General features: G+C 59.7%; 19 protein-coding genes. 5 read left to right on the forward strand and 14 right to left on the reverse strand.

Translation table 11 applies throughout. The annotated features are described in order from the left end of the window. Positions 1–55 precede the first annotated feature (55 nt). A complete protein-coding gene (gene pyrE, locus AFK24_RS08480; protein WP_065832863.1) occupies positions 56–697 on the reverse strand; it encodes an orotate phosphoribosyltransferase in 642 nt (213 codons plus the stop codon). Between the two features lie 82 nt (positions 698–779). Here pyrE and AFK24_RS08485 point away from each other — a divergent pair, with 82 nt between their 5' ends. Continuing rightward, entirely contained in the window at positions 780–1,559 is a 780-nt protein-coding gene (locus AFK24_RS08485) for an exodeoxyribonuclease III (RefSeq protein ID WP_020291964.1), read from the forward strand. A gap of 142 nt (positions 1,560–1,701) precedes the next feature. Here AFK24_RS08485 and AFK24_RS08490 read toward each other — a convergent pair whose 3' ends face one another. The 3 genes from AFK24_RS08490 to AFK24_RS08500 all read right to left on the reverse strand — a co-directional run bounded on the left by AFK24_RS08490 (position 1,702) and on the right by AFK24_RS08500 (position 4,941). Beyond that, positions 1,702–2,328 (reverse strand): LysE family transporter, encoded by a 627-nt coding sequence (locus tag AFK24_RS08490; protein WP_065832825.1) that lies wholly within the window; start codon positions 2,326–2,328, stop codon positions 1,702–1,704. 95 nt (positions 2,329–2,423) lie between these two features. Continuing rightward, positions 2,424–3,014 carry a mechanosensitive ion channel family protein gene (locus AFK24_RS08495; protein WP_020291962.1) on the reverse strand — a complete coding sequence of 197 codons (591 nt, stop codon included), beginning with the start codon at positions 3,012–3,014 and terminating at the stop codon, positions 2,424–2,426. A gap of 16 nt (positions 3,015–3,030) precedes the next feature. Next, positions 3,031–4,941 carry an ATP-binding cassette domain-containing protein gene (locus tag AFK24_RS08500; protein WP_065832864.1) on the reverse strand — a complete coding sequence of 637 codons (1,911 nt, stop codon included), beginning with the start codon at positions 4,939–4,941 and terminating at the stop codon, positions 3,031–3,033. Between the two features lie 46 nt (positions 4,942–4,987). Here AFK24_RS08500 and AFK24_RS08505 point away from each other — a divergent pair, with 46 nt between their 5' ends. After that, positions 4,988–5,452: a TIGR02444 family protein gene (locus AFK24_RS08505; protein ID WP_065832826.1), complete on the forward strand. Its 465-nt coding sequence runs from the start codon at positions 4,988–4,990 to the stop codon at positions 5,450–5,452. Here AFK24_RS08505 and AFK24_RS08510 read toward each other — a convergent pair. Then, on the reverse strand, positions 5,449–6,462 hold the full coding sequence (locus AFK24_RS08510) for an AlgP family protein (protein ID WP_065832827.1): 1,014 nt from the start codon (positions 6,460–6,462) through the stop codon (positions 5,449–5,451). The two genes, AFK24_RS08505 and AFK24_RS08510, sit on opposite strands and share 4 nt — an antisense overlap. A gap of 217 nt (positions 6,463–6,679) precedes the next feature. On the opposite strand from AFK24_RS08510, the gene AFK24_RS08515 reads away from it, so the two are divergent. Beyond that, a complete protein-coding gene (locus tag AFK24_RS08515; protein WP_065832828.1) occupies positions 6,680–7,357 on the forward strand; it encodes an FKBP-type peptidyl-prolyl cis-trans isomerase in 678 nt (225 codons plus the stop codon). Between the two features lie 108 nt (positions 7,358–7,465). Here the strand turns inward: AFK24_RS08515 and AFK24_RS08520 are convergent, their stop codons facing one another. The 8 genes from AFK24_RS08520 to AFK24_RS08555 all read right to left on the reverse strand — a co-directional run bounded on the left by AFK24_RS08520 (position 7,466) and on the right by AFK24_RS08555 (position 15,087). After that, complete coding sequence (locus AFK24_RS08520; RefSeq protein WP_065832829.1) at positions 7,466–7,939, reverse strand: Rsd/AlgQ family anti-sigma factor; 474 nt, start codon at positions 7,937–7,939, stop codon at positions 7,466–7,468. Positions 7,940–8,115: 176 nt separating this feature from the next. After that, entirely contained in the window at positions 8,116–8,643 is a 528-nt protein-coding gene (locus AFK24_RS08525; protein ID WP_065832830.1) for a disulfide bond formation protein B, read from the reverse strand. Positions 8,644–8,873: 230 nt separating this feature from the next. Further along, on the reverse strand, positions 8,874–10,118 hold the full coding sequence (locus AFK24_RS08530; protein ID WP_065832831.1) for a heme biosynthesis protein HemY: 1,245 nt from the start codon (positions 10,116–10,118) through the stop codon (positions 8,874–8,876). Beyond that, a complete protein-coding gene (locus AFK24_RS08535; protein ID WP_065832832.1) occupies positions 10,115–11,260 on the reverse strand; it encodes a uroporphyrinogen-III C-methyltransferase in 1,146 nt (381 codons plus the stop codon). The genes AFK24_RS08530 and AFK24_RS08535 overlap by 4 nt, the downstream gene beginning before the upstream one ends. 67 nt (positions 11,261–11,327) lie before the next feature. Then, positions 11,328–12,101 (reverse strand): uroporphyrinogen-III synthase, encoded by a 774-nt coding sequence (locus AFK24_RS08540; RefSeq protein WP_065832833.1) that lies wholly within the window; start codon positions 12,099–12,101, stop codon positions 11,328–11,330. Next, a complete protein-coding gene (gene hemC, locus AFK24_RS08545; protein ID WP_065832834.1) occupies positions 12,098–13,039 on the reverse strand; it encodes a hydroxymethylbilane synthase in 942 nt (313 codons plus the stop codon). The genes AFK24_RS08540 and hemC overlap by 4 nt, the downstream gene beginning before the upstream one ends. A 222-nt stretch (positions 13,040–13,261) precedes the next feature. After that, positions 13,262–14,008, reverse strand: a complete 747-nt coding sequence (locus AFK24_RS08550; protein ID WP_065832835.1) for a LytR/AlgR family response regulator transcription factor — start codon at positions 14,006–14,008, stop codon at positions 13,262–13,264. Next, a complete protein-coding gene (locus AFK24_RS08555; protein ID WP_065832836.1) occupies positions 14,005–15,087 on the reverse strand; it encodes a sensor histidine kinase in 1,083 nt (360 codons plus the stop codon). The genes AFK24_RS08550 and AFK24_RS08555 overlap by 4 nt, the downstream gene beginning before the upstream one ends. 111 nt (positions 15,088–15,198) lie before the next feature. Between AFK24_RS08555 and argH the strand changes: the two genes are divergently transcribed. Beyond that, the gene (gene argH, locus AFK24_RS08560; protein WP_065832865.1) at positions 15,199–16,593 is read left to right on the forward strand and encodes an argininosuccinate lyase; all 1,395 of its coding nucleotides are present in this window, start codon (positions 15,199–15,201) and stop codon (positions 16,591–16,593) included. Positions 16,594–16,698: 105 nt separating this feature from the next. Here argH and AFK24_RS08565 read toward each other — a convergent pair whose 3' ends face one another. Then, positions 16,699–17,358 carry a glutathione S-transferase family protein gene (locus tag AFK24_RS08565; protein WP_065832837.1) on the reverse strand — a complete coding sequence of 220 codons (660 nt, stop codon included), beginning with the start codon at positions 17,356–17,358 and terminating at the stop codon, positions 16,699–16,701. 202 nt (positions 17,359–17,560) lie between these two features. Here AFK24_RS08565 and AFK24_RS08570 point away from each other — a divergent pair, with 202 nt between their 5' ends. Further along, positions 17,561–17,836 (forward strand): hypothetical protein, encoded by a 276-nt coding sequence (locus AFK24_RS08570; protein WP_065832838.1) that lies wholly within the window; start codon positions 17,561–17,563, stop codon positions 17,834–17,836. The last annotated feature ends 55 nt before the right edge of the window (positions 17,837–17,891 follow it).

Consider the following 17,891-nt stretch of genomic DNA (forward strand, 5'->3'; position numbering starts at 1 on the left):
GGCGCTCCTTCGACGTCGCGATCACAAGCTCAAAGCCAGCTGGCATAAGCGTCCTTTAGATCCCGTATTGAGCCCGATAGGCCTCGACCGCAGGCAAATGTTGCTTGAGTTGCGGATCATCTGCCAAAAATTGCAGCACCTGGTTCAGCGACACAATGCTCACCACCGGGATGCCGAAATCGCGCTCGACCTCTTGAATCGCGGAAAGCTCGCCATTGCCGCGCTCTTGTCGATTGAGTGCGATCAAGACTCCGGCCGCTGTCGCGTCCTGGCCCTTGATGATCTGCATGACCTCGCGAATCGCCGTGCCAGCGGTGATGACGTCATCGATGATCAGCACATTGCCGGTCAACGGTGCGCCCACCAGACTGCCGCCTTCGCCATGGGCCTTGGCTTCTTTACGGTTGAAACACCACGGCAAATCCATCCCGTGATGTTCAGCCAAAGCCACGGCCGTAGCGGCCGCCAGGGGAATGCCCTTATAAGCCGGCCCAAACAGCACGTCGAAGGAAATACCGCTTTCGACCACTGCCGCCGCATAGAAACGACCGAGCTGCGCCAGGGCTGAACCGCTGTTGAACAGGCCGGCATTGAAGAAGTACGGACTGGTGCGTCCGGACTTGAGAGTGAACTCACCGAAGCGCAAAACCCCGCGATCGATGGCAAAACGAATGAAATCGCGCTGATACGCTTGCATGAAAAAAGCCCCGAATACCACGGATTTAGCTAATTAGGTAGAGCTCGGGTATCATACACGCACGTGATTTTTGGGGCCATTTATGCGGATCATCAGTGTGAACGTAAATGGCATTCAGGCCGCAGTCGAGCGTGGTTTGCTCAGTTGGCTGCAGGCTCAGAATGCCGACGTCATCTGCCTTCAGGATACCCGCGCCTCCGCCTTCGAACTGGACGACCCAGCCTACCAACTGGATGGCTATTTCCTATATGCCTGCGAAGCAGAAGTGCCGGCCCAGGGTGGTGTGGCGCTGTATTCGCGGTTGCAACCGAAAGCGGTAATCAGCGGTCTGGGCTTCGAAACAGCCGATCGTTACGGGCGCTACCTGCAAGCAGATTTCGACAAAGTCAGTATTGCTACCTTGCTGCTTCCTTCGGGAATGAACGGCGACGAAGACTTGAATCAGAAATTCAAGCTTATGGACGATTTCGGCAAGTATCTGGACAAGCAGCGCCGCAAGCGTCGCGAGTACATTTATTGCGGCTCGCTGTACGTGGCGCAACAGAAGCTGGACATCAAAAACTGGCGTGACAGCCAGCAATCACCGGGCTTCCTGGCGCCAGAGCGCGCCTGGATGGACGAGATTGTCGGCACCATGGGTTATGTCGATGCCTTGCGCGAAGTCAGTCGCGAAGGTGATCAATACAGCTGGTGGCCGGATAACGAACAGGCCGAAATGCTCAACCTTGGCTGGCGTTTCGACTATCAACTGTTGACTCCAGGCCTGCGCCGTTTCGTACGCAGCGCCCGCTTGCCACGCCAGCCGCGCTTCTCGCAACACGCGCCGCTGATCGTGGACTACGACTGGACGCTGACCATCTAGCGTTCAATCGCCCACAAAAAAGCCGACTTCGTGTCGGCTTTTTTACGAAAATTGTCCCGTAGGACCGGCTTTAGCCGGGAGAGCGGTCTCGCGGCTAAAGCCGCTCCTACAGCAATCGCGGGTTTACGGCGCGCCAGCAACCTCAAGCCCGATGCAACGTCGCCAGAAAACCCGCCGCGCCCACGAACAAACCGGCGAATGTGCGATTCATCCGGCGTTGCTGTTTCGGAGTTTTCAGCAGGCGCAGCACCCGCGAGGCGAGCCCGGTATAACCGGCCATGACGATCATGTCGACGCAGACCATGGTCGCACCAATGGTCAGGTATTGAGCGAGCAGCGGTGCGGTCGGATCGATGAACTGCGGCAGGATCGCCAGCATGAACACCAGCGCTTTCGGGTTGCTGATGTTGACCAGGAAGCCGCGCAATACCAGGCTCAGCGGTTTGCCGATGGGGCGAATGGCCGGATTGTCGGACATGTCGGCAGGCAGCGCTCGCCATTGCTTAACGCCCAGATAAATCAGGTACGCGACGCCAAACCATTTGATCAGGGTAAAGGCCAATGCTGAGGTTGCCAGCACCGCGCCAACGCCCGCTGCGACAATCGCAATCTGTACCGCCAGCGCGATTTGCAGGCCTAGTGCGTTCCAGTAGCCGCGCCAGAAACCGTATTGCAGGCCGCAGGACATCGACGCAATCGCGCCCGCCCCCGGCGACAAACTGATTACCCAGCACGCGGCAAAAAAACCCAGCCATGTTTCCAACGCCATCACACACCTCAATCCTCCGGAAGTACCGGATAAGCTAGTGTTTGCGCGGGCATTTGACCATCGGTTTATTACAATCGCGTGTAGTTTCAGGAAAACTACTGATCGCCCAGATGCTTTTCGGCCGAGGCTATCGGCAGAACATCACTGCCACGCCAGCGTCGGACCGACTTCTGGAAAAACTGGCTGTTGGGCACCTGCACCAGTGCGCCGCCTGCTTCGGGCAGTTCGATCAGCGTCGTGAACATCAAATTGATGGCGGTGACGCGGCCTTTGACGCCGGGCTTGTCGAGGGTGTCGACCAGCTCAACCACATCGCCGATACGGAACGGCCCAATCGTATAGATCAGGATCGCGCACAGCAGGTTGGAGAGCACGCTCCACATGGCGAAGAACGCTACGGCGGCCACGGCGACAAAGCCCGACAGCGCAGTCCACAGGACAGTGGCGGAAACACCCAGCCGACCGAGCACGAAGACGAACGCGCTGCCCATAATCAGCCAGCGCAAGCCGCCACGCAGCGGCATCAGCAGTTCCGGTGGTAGGGGATAGCGCTCGCCCAGGCGAGTCAGGAAGCGCCCCACCAGACGTTGCAGCAGATAGCCCGCCAGCAGAATCAGCAGAATCTGCACGCCCAGCCAGATTGGTTCGACCCAGTAAGGCGGCACCGGCAAGTTGAAACTGCCCATCAGGCACGAACCCGCATCACGACAAGGCTTCCAGTTCGGCCTGCATGGACTCCAACAGTTCCAGCGATTCCATCCACGACTCTTCCAGTTCGGCTTCGCGAACCTTCAGGCTGGCTTGTTCGGCCAGCAGATCGCGCAGCTTGTCTTTGTTGGCGGCTTCGTAGTTCGCGCTGTCGGCCAGTGCGGCTTCGACCTTGGCAAGCTTCTCGTGCAGCAATCCCAGGTCGCGTTCCAGCTTGTCGGCCTGTTTCTTGTGCGGTGCCAATTGCTGACGCAAGGCCGCTGCCTGTTGGCGCTGGGCCTTCTTGTCGGTCTTGTCGACGTTGATCGGCGTGTTGCTGACCGGTGCGTTACGCAGGCGGTATTCCACCAGCCAGCGCGCGTAGTCTTCCAGATCGCCGTCGAATTCCTGCACGCGGCCGTCAGCCACCAGCAGGAAGTCATCGGTGGTGCTTTTGAGCAGATGCCGATCGTGAGAAACCACCAGCACCGCGCCACTGAACTCCTGCAGGGCCATGGTCAAGGCCAGGCGCATCTCCAGATCCAGGTGGTTGGTGGGTTCGTCGAGCAGCAGCAGGTTGGGTTTTTCCCAGGCAATCAGCGCCAGGGCCAGACGGGCTTTTTCACCACCGGAAAAATTCAGCACCGGCTCGTCGAGACGCGCGCCACGGAAGTCGAAGCCGCCGAGGAAGTCGCGCAGAGTTTGCTCGCGTTCGGTCGGCGCAATGCGCTGCAAGTGCAGCAACGGGCTGGCCTTGGAATCCAGCGAGTCCAGCTGATGCTGGGCAAAATATCCCACCACGGTGTTTTCGCCGCGCACCAGCCGACCGCTCAACGGCTCAAGTTCGCCGGCGAGGTTTTTGATCAGCGTCGATTTACCCGCGCCATTTGGCCCGAGCAGACCAATGCGTGCGCCCGGCGTGAGTTGCAGCTTGACCTTCTCCAGCACTGCACGGTCGCCGTAACCCAAGCGGGCGTCGGACAAATCCAGAAGTGGGCTGGAGATTTTGCTGGACTCGCGGAAGGTGAAGTCGAAAGGCGAATCAACATGCGCCGCCGACAGTTCTTCCATCCGCTCCAGGGCCTTGATCCGGCTCTGGGCCTGTTTGGCCTTGGTGGCCTGGGCCTTGAAGCGCGCGATGTATTTCTCCATGTGCGCGCGCTGCGCCTGCTGCTTGTCATAAGCCTGTTGCTGCTGGGCCAGACGTTCTGCGCGGGCGCGTTCGAAGGCGCTGTAGCCGCCGCGATAAAGGGTGATCTTGCGCTGCTCGACGTGCGCCACGTGATCGACCACGGCATCGAGGAAATCCCGGTCGTGGGAAATCAACAACAAGGTGCCGGGATAGCTTTTGAGCCAGTCTTCCAGCCACAGGATGGCGTCGAGGTCCAAGTGGTTGGTTGGCTCATCAAGCAGCAACAGGTCTGACGGGCACATCAAGGCTTGCGCCAGGTTCAGACGCATCCGCCAGCCACCGGAGAAGTCGGATACCGGCTTGTCCATTTGCTCATTGGTGAAGCCCAGGCCGGCGAGCAATTTGCGCGCTCGGGCGTCAGCGGTGTAGCCATCGGCGCTGTCCAGCTCCGAGTGCATGCGCGCCTGAGCGGCACCGTCCTGCGCCGTTTCGGCTTGTGCCAGCAGACGCTGCACTTCACGCAGGCGCAGGTCGCCATCGAGCACGTAGTCCACCGCAATGCGGTCGAGGGTGTCGATCTCTTGCCGCATGTGAGCGATGCGCCAGTCGGCGGGTAGCAGACAGTCGCCGGAGTCCGGGGTCAACTCACCCAGAAGCAACGCGAACAGGCTGGATTTACCGGCGCCATTGGCACCGATCAAGCCGGCTTTCTGACCGGCGTGCAGGGTCAGCTCGGCGTCTTCTAGCAGACGTTGCGGGCCACGCTGTAAGGTAAGGCTTTGAAGTCGAATCATAATGGCGGCGGAGTCTACCAGCTTCGTCTCAAACAGGTAGATCACTATGCATGCTGACCTTTGGAGTTTCACCCTCGACTTCTATGCCAAACCGGGGATCGAAGCGGCCTGCCTGAGCTTGCAAGCCAGCGGAGCCAACGTTTGCCTGCTGTTATGTGGCGTCTGGCTGATGCGCCGTGATGTGGTCTGCAACGCGCAACGCGCCCTGGAAATCGGACAGTTGGCGACGCCCTGGCATGACGATGTGGTGCGTCCGCTTCGGGAGTTGCGCACGCAATGGCGCAATGCGGCACAGCATGATGCGGCGCTGGGCTCGTTTCGCGAGCGCGTCAAGGCACTGGAGCTTGAGGCCGAGCGTGAATTATTGGCGAGGCTGGAAGCGCAGACGCAGGGCTGGTCAGCGACCGGAACAAGGGATCAGGAAGACTGGTTGACGCTGTTGGCGGGTGACGCGGCCAACAGGAACCGCGACGCGCTGCATGTGCTGCGCGTCGCGGCAAACCAGACTTAGGAAGCGCTGGTTGGTGTTGTGCCGCTGGTTGCCGGTGCTGCTGGCGTTGCTGCAGGTGCTGTCGGCGCTGGCGCTGGAGTTGCGGTAGCGGCCGGTGTTGCCGGCTTGGCCACAGCGGGTTTGGCAGCGGCCAGTTTTGTGGCTGGTTTAGCTGCGGCTGGCTTGGCAGCAGGTTTCGCGGCAGCGGCTTTGGCCGGAGCTTTGGCTGCTGGCTTGGCGGCTGCTTTGACAGGCGCTTTTACCGCAGGCTTGGCAGCAGCGCTGGCAGCTGGCGCTTTAGCGGCGGCTGGTTTGGCTGGCGCAGGCTTGGCAGCGGCTGGTTTAGCAACGGCCGGTTTGGCAGCAGGCTTGGCGGCGGCAGCTTTGGCAGCGGCAGGTTTAGCGGCCGCTGGTTTTGCCGCAGATGCGCTGGCCGCAGCTTTAACCGGAGCCTTGGCGGGTGCTGCTTTGACTGCCGGCTTGGCAGCGGTTTTTGCTGGTGCTTTGGCCGGTGCCTTGGCGGCAACAGCTTTGGCAGCCGGTTTGGCTGCAACTGGCTTGGCGGCTGGCGCTGGCGCTTTGGCGGTAACGGCTTTGGCCGCAGTGGCCTTGGCTGGCGCTGGCTTGGCGGCGCGGCTGTCCAGGGCTTTGCTGACAGCTTCCTTGACGCGACCAACGCCCTGAGCCAACTTCAAGCTTTCTTGAGCGTCACGCTTGAGTTGCAGGATGTAGGTGCGCGTCTCGGTCTGGCGAGACTTGAGAGCGTCGAGCAATTCTTCCAGCTCGGCGACGCCGCTCTTGGCCTTGGCTTGCGCCTTGGCTTTACCGGCAGTAGCCGCGTCCTGCAATTTGGTGCGCGACTTGTGCAGTTTTTCCTGTGCCTTACCACGTTGTTTTTCAAGCTTGGCGAGCAGTTTCTCGGCATCAGCCATAGCTTGCGAACAGGCGTCTTCGAGGTGCTCGAGCAAGCTGCTCGAAAGCTGTTGGAGCAAATGCAACGGGGTGTTTACTGGCTTCTTTTTGGCCGACATGATTTACCCTCTGGCTGGCTGAATTGCGGCTCATACTAGACCTCTGCCTGCACCGCCGCTAGCGCATGTTGACAGTGTAGAAAGCAACCTGTTGCATGCGCGGGAAAATGCTTGCGGCGTCTTTGATCAAGGCCCTGCAAAAAACACTTGGCAAGTGTCATCACATGCAGGCGATTGCACTGGCATAATCGCTCACTTCCCAGGCCGGAGAGCATTCATGTCGCGCTACCTGTTAACGTCGTTGTTGTTCTTGCTACCCCTGGCTCAGGCCGCGGAAACCGGTGCGTCCAGCGATGCGCATGATCTTGCGTACAGTCTCGGGGCGAGCCTGGGTGAGCGTTTGCATCAGGAAGTTCCAGACCTGGAATTGCCCGCCTTGATCGAAGGTTTGCAGCAAGCCTACAAAGGCAAACCGCTCGCGCTGAAAAAAGAACGCATCGATGCAATCCTCAGCGAGCATGACGCGGCAGTCGCGCAAGCCGAAGCTTCAGGCGTGTCGGAACCGCAAAGTGAGGCGGCACTGAGCGCCGAAAAGCGCTTCATGGACAGCGAAAAAGCCAAGCCCGGTGTGAAGGAACTGGCAGACGGCATCTTGATGACCGAGCTGACGCCGGGTACTGGCGCCAAGCCGAATATTGATGGGCGGGTTCAGGTCCGTTATGTCGGACGTTTGCCGGACGGCACGGTTTTCGACCAGAGCGCCCAGCCGCAATGGTTTCGTCTGGACAGCGTGATCAGCGGCTGGACCACTGCGCTGCAAGGCATGCCGGTGGGTGCCAAATGGCGTCTGGTGATTCCTTCTGACCAAGCCTACGGTGCCGAAGGTGCGGGCGATCTGATCGATCCGTATACGCCGCTGGTGTTCGAGATCGAATTGGTCGCTGTCGGCCAGTAAGGCTTCAATCGGAAGCAAAACCCGAAGTCCAGATGTGCCAAGGGGTGCAGAACGCACCCCTTGGCTACAACAACTTTGATCGCACATGTCCATCGCAATAAGCAGGCTTCAAGCCTGAGCAGCGATTTCTTCCTTGTGGGAATTGTGCAGCACTTCGATCAGGCAATCTTCCAGCTCGAAGCGCTCATGCAGCAAGCCACCCAGCGTATTGAACTCAGCGGCAACCACGGTGCAGTCAGAGCAATCGCCCTTGTCGCAACGGTCGTTGAATGCCAGGGCAGACTTGGTGATGACGTCCAGACGCGGGTAAATGGTTTCCGCCAGCTCAAGTCCGCGCTCATCGTTGAACGCCTTGGCTTCGCTGGTCAATTGTTCGTAGATTTCGAAATGCCCGGCGGACACGTAATCCACCAGCACTTCACAAAATTTTTGCAGGCCGTCGCGATCAGCGGCCAGCGCCTCGGGGGTATCGCCGAGTGCGTCATAGACGCGAATCAGTTCCAGGCGGTCCTGTAGCCAGCGGTCGATGAGTTTATTGACCCCACCCCAGCGTTCCTGAGCATTCTGACAACTTTCCAACATGATGTTCTCTCTTCCCTTCAGGGGCATGCAGACTTGCTTCGGCCTTTGGATTGTCCCAGCGAAGGAGACAGGCTATGTGCGCAAGGTTTGCATAATTCCAATAACGCTTGCGGCCCAGATTATGCCCGCATGACTAGGCCATCAAGGTACGCAGGAGACAAAGTTCATACAAGTGTTTAATCCTCGACCCGACTTTCGGCACCTGAAAGGCTCACCGACGGCCTGCACAGTGGGTATAGCGCCAGCAACGCAAGGCCCACGAACGCCAGCAGACTCCATTCCGGCAGGCTGATGCCGAACAGCGACCAGTTGATTTCGGCGCACATGCCAGCGTCCAGGCGTAAGCGGTCGACATAATCACCCAGAAAGAGAAAATCCAGGCCTCGTTCAATTGCGGCTATCACCGGTACCAGCTCGTCCGCCGTCGCCGTTTGCAACCAGACCTGTGCACCGGCAAGCGTTGCGCCGGACAAGGCGAGCAGCAGAATCAGCACGCCATAGCGACGACTGCCCGCTGTGCCCGGCGCATGCAACGCAGCTGCGAGCGACATGACGGCGCACAGCAGGAAGACCCAGCGTTGCCAGAGACACAACACGCAAGGGGTCAGTCCGAACACCCGTTGTAGATATACGACGGTGCCGATGATCAATGCACATGCGATGAACGCCAGGAAAAACAGGGAGCGCGTGCGAGCCAGAGGCATGGCGAATCCGTAACAAGAAACGAAGATGGTTACGGTAGAGGAAAGCGCACAGCCCTTTCAAGGAGCTGCCGTGAGGATACTTCCGTGATTGGGGCGGGAGTTCCTGACAGAAGAGCAGCGCTTCTATACAGCCCATCGAAAGAAAAAACCTGCGATGGCGAACTGCGGGAGAATTTTCCTACATTTCGCCATCGAAGCGCTCAACACCGTTGCACGATTGCTGGCTGAAGTCAGCCTGCCAATGCTGGCAATGGACGCGCCAGCAGCCGCTCGTCAAGCAGGCCCAGGCCTTCCTGAAACAGCTGATTGCTGCGCTCGGTTTCCCCTAACTGGCCCAACAGGCGCGCCAACTCTGCACAGGTTTCAGGATTTCGCTGCAAGCGCAGGCTGCTTTCCAGGTAATCCCGAGCCTTGCCCCACAAACTGCTTTGCAGGCACAGCCGACCAAGTGTCAGTAACAGGCTGGGATCCGTGGAATGTTCCTTGAGCCAGCCCTCGGCTGTCTGCAATTGGCGTCCCGGATCGCTGCCGCGCACCAACCCGTAAAGGCGCGCGAGGTGGCTGTTGTAGTTGCGCTTGAGTGCTGAGCGCAACGCTTCTTCGGCCTTGGCATCAGCGCCAAGGCGGCGTAGTTGCTCGGCATACGCCAGAACCAGCTGGGGTTCCTGGCGCTGAGCCGAGGAGAGCCCGTCCCACGCCTTGTCCAGCGCTGGCAGGCCCGCTGGGGCTGCATCGCCTTCCTGTTCCCGATAGGCAGCCAGCGTGAGGTTTTCACCCCAGGCGCGACGCTCCAGTTCGGCCAGTTCCTGAGGCGGCAGGACTTTATCCTTGCGCAGCTCAGGCATGAGCTTGATCAGCGCCGACCATTCACCGCGCTGCCGGTACAAGCGCTGCAGTTGACGCAAGATCTGCACGTTATGCGGATGGCGTTGCTGCATGGCCTGCAAGGTGGTCAATGCGCCGTCGGTGTCACCGCGATCCTGTTGCAGCTGCGCATGACTCAAGGCAATCGCTAGCTCCGCTTGCGGCTGGCGCTCCAGCGCCCGCTCAAGAAGACCGTCGCATTCTTCGTATTTGCCCTGCTCGTTGGCAGCCCGGGCAGCACCGAGGTAAAACAGCAGCGGCTGAGGCTCGGCTTCGGCAGCCCGATGCAGGTGACGTTGGGCGCTGGCCCAACGGCCCTCCGCGAGGTCCATCTGACCCTGCTCGATGGCCACTTGCACCCGGCGGCTGCGATTGCGTCGCGACCATGGATTGACCACGCCACTGGAAGTCATCACCAGACCGAGCAGCAGCCGAACAATGTAAACCACCAGCCAGACGGCGATCAGCAGGCCCAACGTGGCCCACAGACTCGATTCATAACGGAAGTTCTGGTACGCGATCAGCACGTAGCCGGAATGTTCGGCAACTGCCACGCCGATCAGTGCCGCGATGGCAATCGCAACGAACAGCAGGATGTAGGCACGCTTCATGGGCTGATCCCCTGCTTGGTTTCGGCAGGTTGGCTGCTTGAGTCCGGCGCATCAGTCGCCATGTGTCGGCGCCCAAGGTAAGCCTGGACCGCGCTCAGGCTCTGGGCCAGATCGGGCGTCTTCACCGAAACGGGCTGGCCGCGCAATGCCTCCAGGCGTTCGCTGAGGGATTTGACCTGCGAGTTATCCTGATTGAAATTGCTCAGCAGCACGTCCCGCGCTTCAACCAGCGCTCGGGTGTACACCTGTGGCTCGCCATTGAGCGCAGCCCATTGCGCCTGCTCAATAGCCAGACTCAACGCCAGACGAACCTGGGTCAGGCTCTGTCCGGCCAGCAGCGGACGTACATTTTTGTCGGCATTGAAGTCGATACGGATGTAATGCGAGATTTCATCCCACCACTGCGCCCAGCGGCTGTCTTGATTGTCGCCGACAGTCAGGCCCAGCAGCGACTCGCCCTTGTCCTTGTATTCCGGTGCCAGCTCGTTGAGCTGTGCGGCCTGATCGCGCAGCGCAGCCAGTTGCAGGAACAGGCCGGTACGATCCGGCTGGTCGATACTGCGCAGCGCCGCCAGGCTTTTCGCCAATTGATCGCGTGCCGCGAAAGAGCCGGGATCGTCTTGCTCGCGGAGGATTTCGTCAGCACCTTGCACCAGTGCCTGAGCGCTGTTGATGTCCTGCAAAGCAGACAAACGCAGGCTGGCCAGACGCAGCAAGTGTTCGGCTTCGGCCAGTCGCCAGTCTTTGCGGCTGGCGCCCAGCACGGTTTCCAGACGCTGACTCAAACGCTGCTGGTCACCCTGCAATTGCGAGACAAGACGACGGCGCTCTTCGAGTTCGCCGGCGGCTGGCAATTGCGCCAACTGAGTCGAGAGCTGCTGTTCGTGCTGTTGCAAGGTCTGAGTCTGGGCCGCGAGGTCGAGCATTTGCGTGCGTTGCACCTGATGACTGGCCTGAACCGCTTGCAGCTGCCAGACGCCCCACCCGGCTACGCCAATGCCCGCCACGCCAAACAGTAAAGCCAGTATCACCAGACCATTGCTGCGGCTGCCGGAACGCTTCGGGCCAATCGGGTCGGGTGTCGGCGCGGAGTTGACCAGCACCGGTTCGGAATCATCTTTGGGCAAGACTGTTTCGCTCACGTATCCATCCTTTGCATTTGGGCGTAATCGACTGAACGACAAGCAGGTCGATCAATGCGTCTGAATTTCACAAAATCTGCACGGGTCCGGGTTGTTCCCGCAACGCCGCCAGCAAGGCCGCGGCATTCACGCCCCGGCAATTCACAACTGTTCGAGCCCCGGCTTGCGTCGCCAGTTCAGCGACGCGAGGGCTCGGTACAAATAAAGGCAACTGCGCCAGTTCAGGCCAGGCATCGCCCGCCAACTGACGCAAGTGTTCAAAACCCTGTCCACTGCTGACCACCAGCGCGTTCAAGCGTTCCGCTTTCACACGCTGCATGAGCGTCGACGGCGGGTACAGCGGCAAGTTGCGGCGGTACAGCGGCAGATAGTCGACACTAGCACCCAGTTGCCGCAAACGCTCGGCCAAAAGCTCGCGGCCGTCTTCGCCACGCATGATCAGCACGCGGCTTCCGGGCAAGGCGACGGCTTGTTGCAACCGGGGCAGCTCAAGCAAGGCTTCGCTGTCATCGCCCTGTTCGGGCCAGCTCACGTCCAGATTATGTTCCTGCAACAGCTGCGCGGTGCCTTCGCCGACCGTGAACCATGGCTGGATCGGCGGCACCGGCCACCGCTCGGTCAGCAAAGCCAGGCCCAGGCGTGCGGCGGGTTTGCTGACCACAATGACGGCGCGGTAGTGATCGAGATCATCGAGTATCGAACGCAGCGCCGGAGTGATCGGTACAGGTTCGATTTCAAGCAGTGGCAGGCTGCTGCTGAAGATGCCGACATCGGCGAGCGTCTGCGCCAGCGCTGCCGACTCTTCGGCAGGCCGGGTCAGCAGCAGTCGCCAGTCGGTCATTCCGGGTCCGCCTCACCGTAAACGGCTTTGAGGATTTTCGCGGCGCCCTGGGCCAGTAATGCATCAGCGACCTGCACGCCGAGCGCCTGGGCTTGGGCCTGTGGCGCGCGGGCCTCGGCGTGCAGCAGCAAGGCGCCGGAAGGATCGCCGACCAGTCCGCGCAACCAGATCTGATCGCCTTCGAGCACGGCATAACAGGCGATGGGAACCTGGCAACCGCCATTGAGGTGTTTGTTCAGGGAGCGTTCGGCAATGACCCGCACGGCGGTGTCAGCGTGATGCAACGGTGCGAGCAAGGCGTGAATTTGCGCATCGGCGCTGCGGCATTCGATGCCAACCGCGCCTTGGCCACCGGCTGGCAGGCTGTCCTCGACGCTGATGCTGGCGGTGATCCGGTCTTCGAAACCCAGGCGAATCAGGCCGGCGGCGGCAAGGATGATCGCGTCATATTCACCGCCATCGAGCTTGGCCAGCCGGGTGTTGACGTTGCCACGCAGGAAATGAATGGTGAGGTCCGGGCGCCGCGCCAACAGCTGCGCCTGACGACGCAGGCTCGACGTGCCGACGATGCTGCCGGCAGGCAGTTGCTCAAGACTGGCGAAGTTATTGGAGACGAACGCGTCGCGCGGGTCTTCACGCTCGCAGATGCAGAACAGGCCCAGGCCAGGCGGAAAATCCATCGGCACGTCTTTCATGGAATGCACGGCGATATCGGCCGTATCTTCCAGCAAGGCTGTCTCCAGTTCTTTGACGAACAGGCCTTTGCCGCCGATTTTCGACAACGGGGAATCGAGCAGTTTGTCGCCGCGGCTGACCATGGGCACCAGCGTCACGATCAAGCCGGGATGAGCCTGCTCCAACCGGGCTTTGACGTATTCGGCCTGCCAGAGGGCTAGCGCACTTTTGCGAGTGGCAATGCGAATTTCGCGAGAGGACATGAATCAATCCGTACTTGATGGTTGCCACGGATAATAACAGCTCAGGCAAAACGACTCAGCGCTGTGTGAACAGAGCGTTGTGGAGGGTTGATCCTGGTCAAGGAATCAGCGGACACAAAGCTTTGTGGGAGCGAGCTTGCTCGCGAATGCGTTGGTCCATCCAGCACGGATGCGACCTGAATATCACCTTCGCAAGCAAGCTTGCTCCCACAAAAGTTAAATCTAGAGCTGCTGCATCATCTTGCGCACCCCGGCCACATGCCGACGGCTGACGATCAATGCATCGCCATTGAGACCTTTGAGAAACAACTGAAAATGCCCCAAAGGTGTTCTCTGCAGGCGTTCGATTCGCTCGCGGGCTACCAGCGCGTTGCGGTGGATACGCACGAAGCGGTCGCCGAACTCGTCTTCAAGGGCCTTCAATGGCTCATCCAGCAGCACTTCACCTCCCTCGTGACGCAAGGTGACGTATTTGTGATCCGCGATGAAAAAGATCACCTGATCCAGCGGGATCAGTTCAATACCTTTGCGGGTGCGCGCGCTGATATGGCTGCGCGGGCCGTTACCGCTTTCCGCAGCAGGGCGGGTCATCGCCGCCAGTTGCACGCGGTTGGGGCGTTCGGCCTTCCTGAGCGCTTCGACTAAATGCTCGGGGCGCACAGGTTTTACCAGGTAGCCAACAGCGCTGACCTGGAAGGCATCAAGGGCGAACTCGTCGTGTGCAGTACAAAAGACCACAGCGGGCGGGTTTTCCCGCTCGCACAATTTTGCTGCGACTTGCAGGCCATCGATGCCCGGCATACGAATATCGAGTAACACGATATCCGGCTTGAGGCTGTCGATCAGCGTCAAGGCTTCCTCGCCATTGGCGGCGCTAGGTTCCAATACCCGGTAACCCTCGATTTCGCTGACCAATCGGCTCAGGCGTTCGCGGGCCAGGGGTTCGTCATCAACGATCAGGACATTCATATTGCTCTGGCTTCCTGCGTGAGTCTCGCACAAGGATAGCGTAGACAGGTGAAGTGACGACCGTCACGGCGCTCCACGCTCAGACTGGCGTGCGGGCCAAAAAGTGCCGTAATGCGTGCACCGATATTTACCAGGGCCTGTTGAGTACCGTTGGACGTCTGCCGGGTGGCAACTTCGTCATAGGGATTGCTGACACACAATATGAACACTCCCTTTTTATAGTCCGCTTCCACCTTTATGACACCACCTTCAACGCGAGGTGCGATTCCATAAAGCAAAGCGTTTTCCAGTAATGGCTGCAAGGTTAGCTGGGGAATTGGCAAGTCGTCTGGAATTGCACTCACCGCCCAGTCCAACTGTAGACGCTCGCCAAGACGATATTGCTCAATCGATAAATATCGTTTTGCCAATTCCAGTTCATCGCGCCACGTCACCAGGCTGCCCGGCTTGGCCAGACTCGCCCGAAACAGGTCCGACAGGTCCAGCACCGCCTGCTCGGCCTTGGCGGGTTGGGTCACTACCAGACTGGCGATACTGTTGAGCGTATTGAAAAGAAAGTGCGGGCGGATCCGTGCCTGCAGCGACTCGATACGGGCGCGCAGCTCGCCCTGCTGCTGTTTGCGCCACTGACTTTGCAGATAAAAATAACGCAACATCAATGCCGACATGATCAGCGCAATCAGGGCGTAGCGCAGATAGCGTTCGACCATGCCGCCCGGATTGAGCCGGCCGGTCAGCTGGCAGATATCGGTGACCGCCGTACAGATCAGCGTCAGCGCCACCACCAGCAGACAGCCGATCAGCCCTGCCATGCCAGCGGGCAAGCGCGCCAGCCAAGGCCGCAGACCGCACAATAACGCTGCGGAAAGCAGGACGATCCATTGCACGAACAGCGACATCAGGGCCAGACGCACCCAGTCGAAACCGGTGCGCATCGGCTCGACCAGCACCAGCACGATCACCAGCAGTTCCGCGAGCAGCACAAGTACCAACAGCGCCTGAGGCAGGCACAGTTCAGGCAGGAAGAATTCCTTGCCTTGTTCGTCAGGCTGGCGGTGCTTCAGGGGATCATTTCGCATCGGCTCAGTCTCAACGTTGCGGTGGTCAGCGGCAAGCCGCCTCGCAATAAAAAAACTGCAACCTGTTATTATCGCGGGCACGCCAATTTCAGCAGATCAACGAGCGAATCCATGAGCACCGACAAGACCAACCAGTCCTGGGGCGGCCGCTTCAGTGAACCCGTCGACGCCTTCGTCGCGCGCTTCACCGCCTCCGTCACTTTCGACCAACGCCTTTATCGCCACGACATTATGGGCTCGATTGCCCACGCAACGATGCTGGCCAAGGTCGGCGTTCTTACTGACGCCGAGCGCGACACCATCGTCGACGGCCTGAACAGCATCCAGGCCGAGATCGAAGCGGGCAGTTTCGACTGGCGCGTCGATCTGGAAGATGTGCACATGAACATCGAGGCGCGCCTGACCGACCGCATCGGCGTCACCGGCAAGAAGCTGCACACCGGTCGCAGCCGCAACGATCAGGTTGCTACCGATATCCGCCTATGGTTGCGCGATGAGATCGACCTGATCCTCAGCGAAATCACCCGTCTGCAGCAAGGCCTGCTGGGCCAGGCCGAGCGCGAAGCCGAGACCATTATGCCGGGTTTCACTCACCTGCAGACCGCGCAGCCGGTGACGTTTGGTCACCATATGCTGGCCTGGTTCGAAATGCTCAGCCGGGATTACGAGCGTCTTGTGGACTGCCGCAAACGCTTGAACCGCATGCCCCTGGGCAGCGCGGCGCTGGCCGGCACGACGTACCCGATTGATCGCGAACTGACCTGCAAGCTGCTGGGCTTCGACGTCGTGGGCGGCAACTCCCTGGACAGCGTGTCGGACCGCGACTTCGCCATCGAATTCTGCTCTGCGGCGAGCATTGCGATGATGCACTTGTCGCGCTTCTCCGAAGAGTTGGTGCTGTGGACCAGCGCGCAGTTCCAGTTCATCGATTTGCCTGATCGTTTCTGCACCGGCAGCTCGATCATGCCGCAGAAGAAAAATCCCGACGTGCCTGAACTGGTGCGCGGCAAGAGCGGCCGCGTGTTCGGCGCCTTGATGGGCCTGCTGACCTTGATGAAGGGTCAACCGCTGGCCTACAACAAGGACAACCAGGAAGACAAGGAACCGCTGTTCGATGCCGCCGATACCCTGCGCGATTCGTTGCGGGCGTTTGCCGACATGATCCCGGCGATCAAGCCCAAGCACGCCATCATGCGTGAAGCGGCGCTGCGTGGTTTTTCCACCGCGACCGATCTGGCGGATTATCTGGTGCGTCGCGGCCTGCCATTCCGTGATTGCCACGAAATCGTCGGTCACGCTGTGAAATACGGCGTGGAAAGCGGCAAGGACCTGGCGGAAATGAGCCTGGAAGAGCTGCGCAAATTCAGCGTTCAGATCGAGCAGGATGTATTTGCCGTGCTGACGCTGGAGGGTTCGGTCAACGCCCGTAACCACATCGGCGGCACCGCACCGGCGCAGGTCAAGGCCGCTGTGGTACGTGGTCAGGCGTTGCTGGCGGCGCGTTAATAGCAAGCCCGTTGGAGCGAGGCTTGCCCGCGAATTGAATTCCAAGCGATATATTTCGCCTGAAATGACGCCTTCGCGGGCAAGCCTCGCTCCAACGGGTAATACTTATGACGGCCTTACCCGCTTCAGAAACGCCGGAAGCTCGGCGTCCTTGTCGATGGCGATGCGTTGCACGTGGGGATTTTGCGCCAGGCGCGCAATCAATGCCCGTGCGCAGGGCATGTCTTGCAGATAATCCGTATCAAACAACTGTTTGCCCACTGACCGGGCAAGGTCGACGCTGTACAAAAAGTACAGATCCGCCACCGTAAAAGCCTCTCCCGCAACATAAGGTGCGAAGCGCGCGCGTTGCTTCAAAGCCGCAAAACCCTTGATCAGATCCCGTTGCGCCTTGTCTTTCAGCGTCTGCGGCGTCGGCCTGCCGCCGAAAAAGACTTCGACGTAACAAATCCGTGCGGGTAGCTCGATATACAGCTCGATTTCCTTGGCCAGCGTCCAGACTTGCGCGCGTTCGAATGGGTCGGCGGGTACCAGGCCATGGGCCGGATAGACTTCCTCCAGATAACCCAGGATGACATCCGTTTCACTGATAAAACCCTGCGCGGTTTGCAGGATCGGCACCTTGCCACGGGCGCTGATGGCCAGGACAGCGGGGTTCTGGCAGCCATGCAGCGGGATCATGTCGAAGGGCAGTTGCTTCTCCAGCAACGCCAGTTTGACCATGTTGAAATAATTGCTCGCGGCAAATCCATACAGCTTCAGCATTGCGGGCCTCCTGACCGGTTAAGACTCAAGTCCTTGAACAGTATGGATTTTAAGAGGCTTTTCAGGACTCGGGAGGTCGCGACGCAAGGCGCCGGAAAATTCAGAATTCGCTGACAGAACGCTCCTGCAACGTTTCCCGAGTCTGTGAATCACTCTGGTGCCCAATACGGGTAAACTGGCGGCCATTTCCGAGGAGCACGCCATGACCGACGCCATCGACAACGACGAAGAAGAATTTGCAGAATCGACCCTGATCCAGGCCATCGAGAACCAGATTGAAAGCGACAACCCGCCCGCCGCCAAAGCCACGTTCAACAAGTTGACCCTGGTGGGCTACGAGCGAGAAGAAATCCTGCAACTGATGGCCCATGTCCTGGCCGTCGAAATCGATGCGCTGCTGGAAGCAGACCGCCCGTTTGATACCGAGTGGTATGAACAGGCGCTGCGCAAGCTGCCCGAGTTGCCGCCAGAAGCATGATCCGGCTCGATTGACGGCCCTCAAGATAAGCCCTGCAAAAATTTCAGACTGTGGC

The sequence above is a fragment of the Pseudomonas syringae genome, assembly GCF_001698815.1.
GTDB classification, from domain to species: Bacteria; Pseudomonadota; Gammaproteobacteria; order Pseudomonadales; family Pseudomonadaceae; genus Aquipseudomonas; species Aquipseudomonas syringae_A.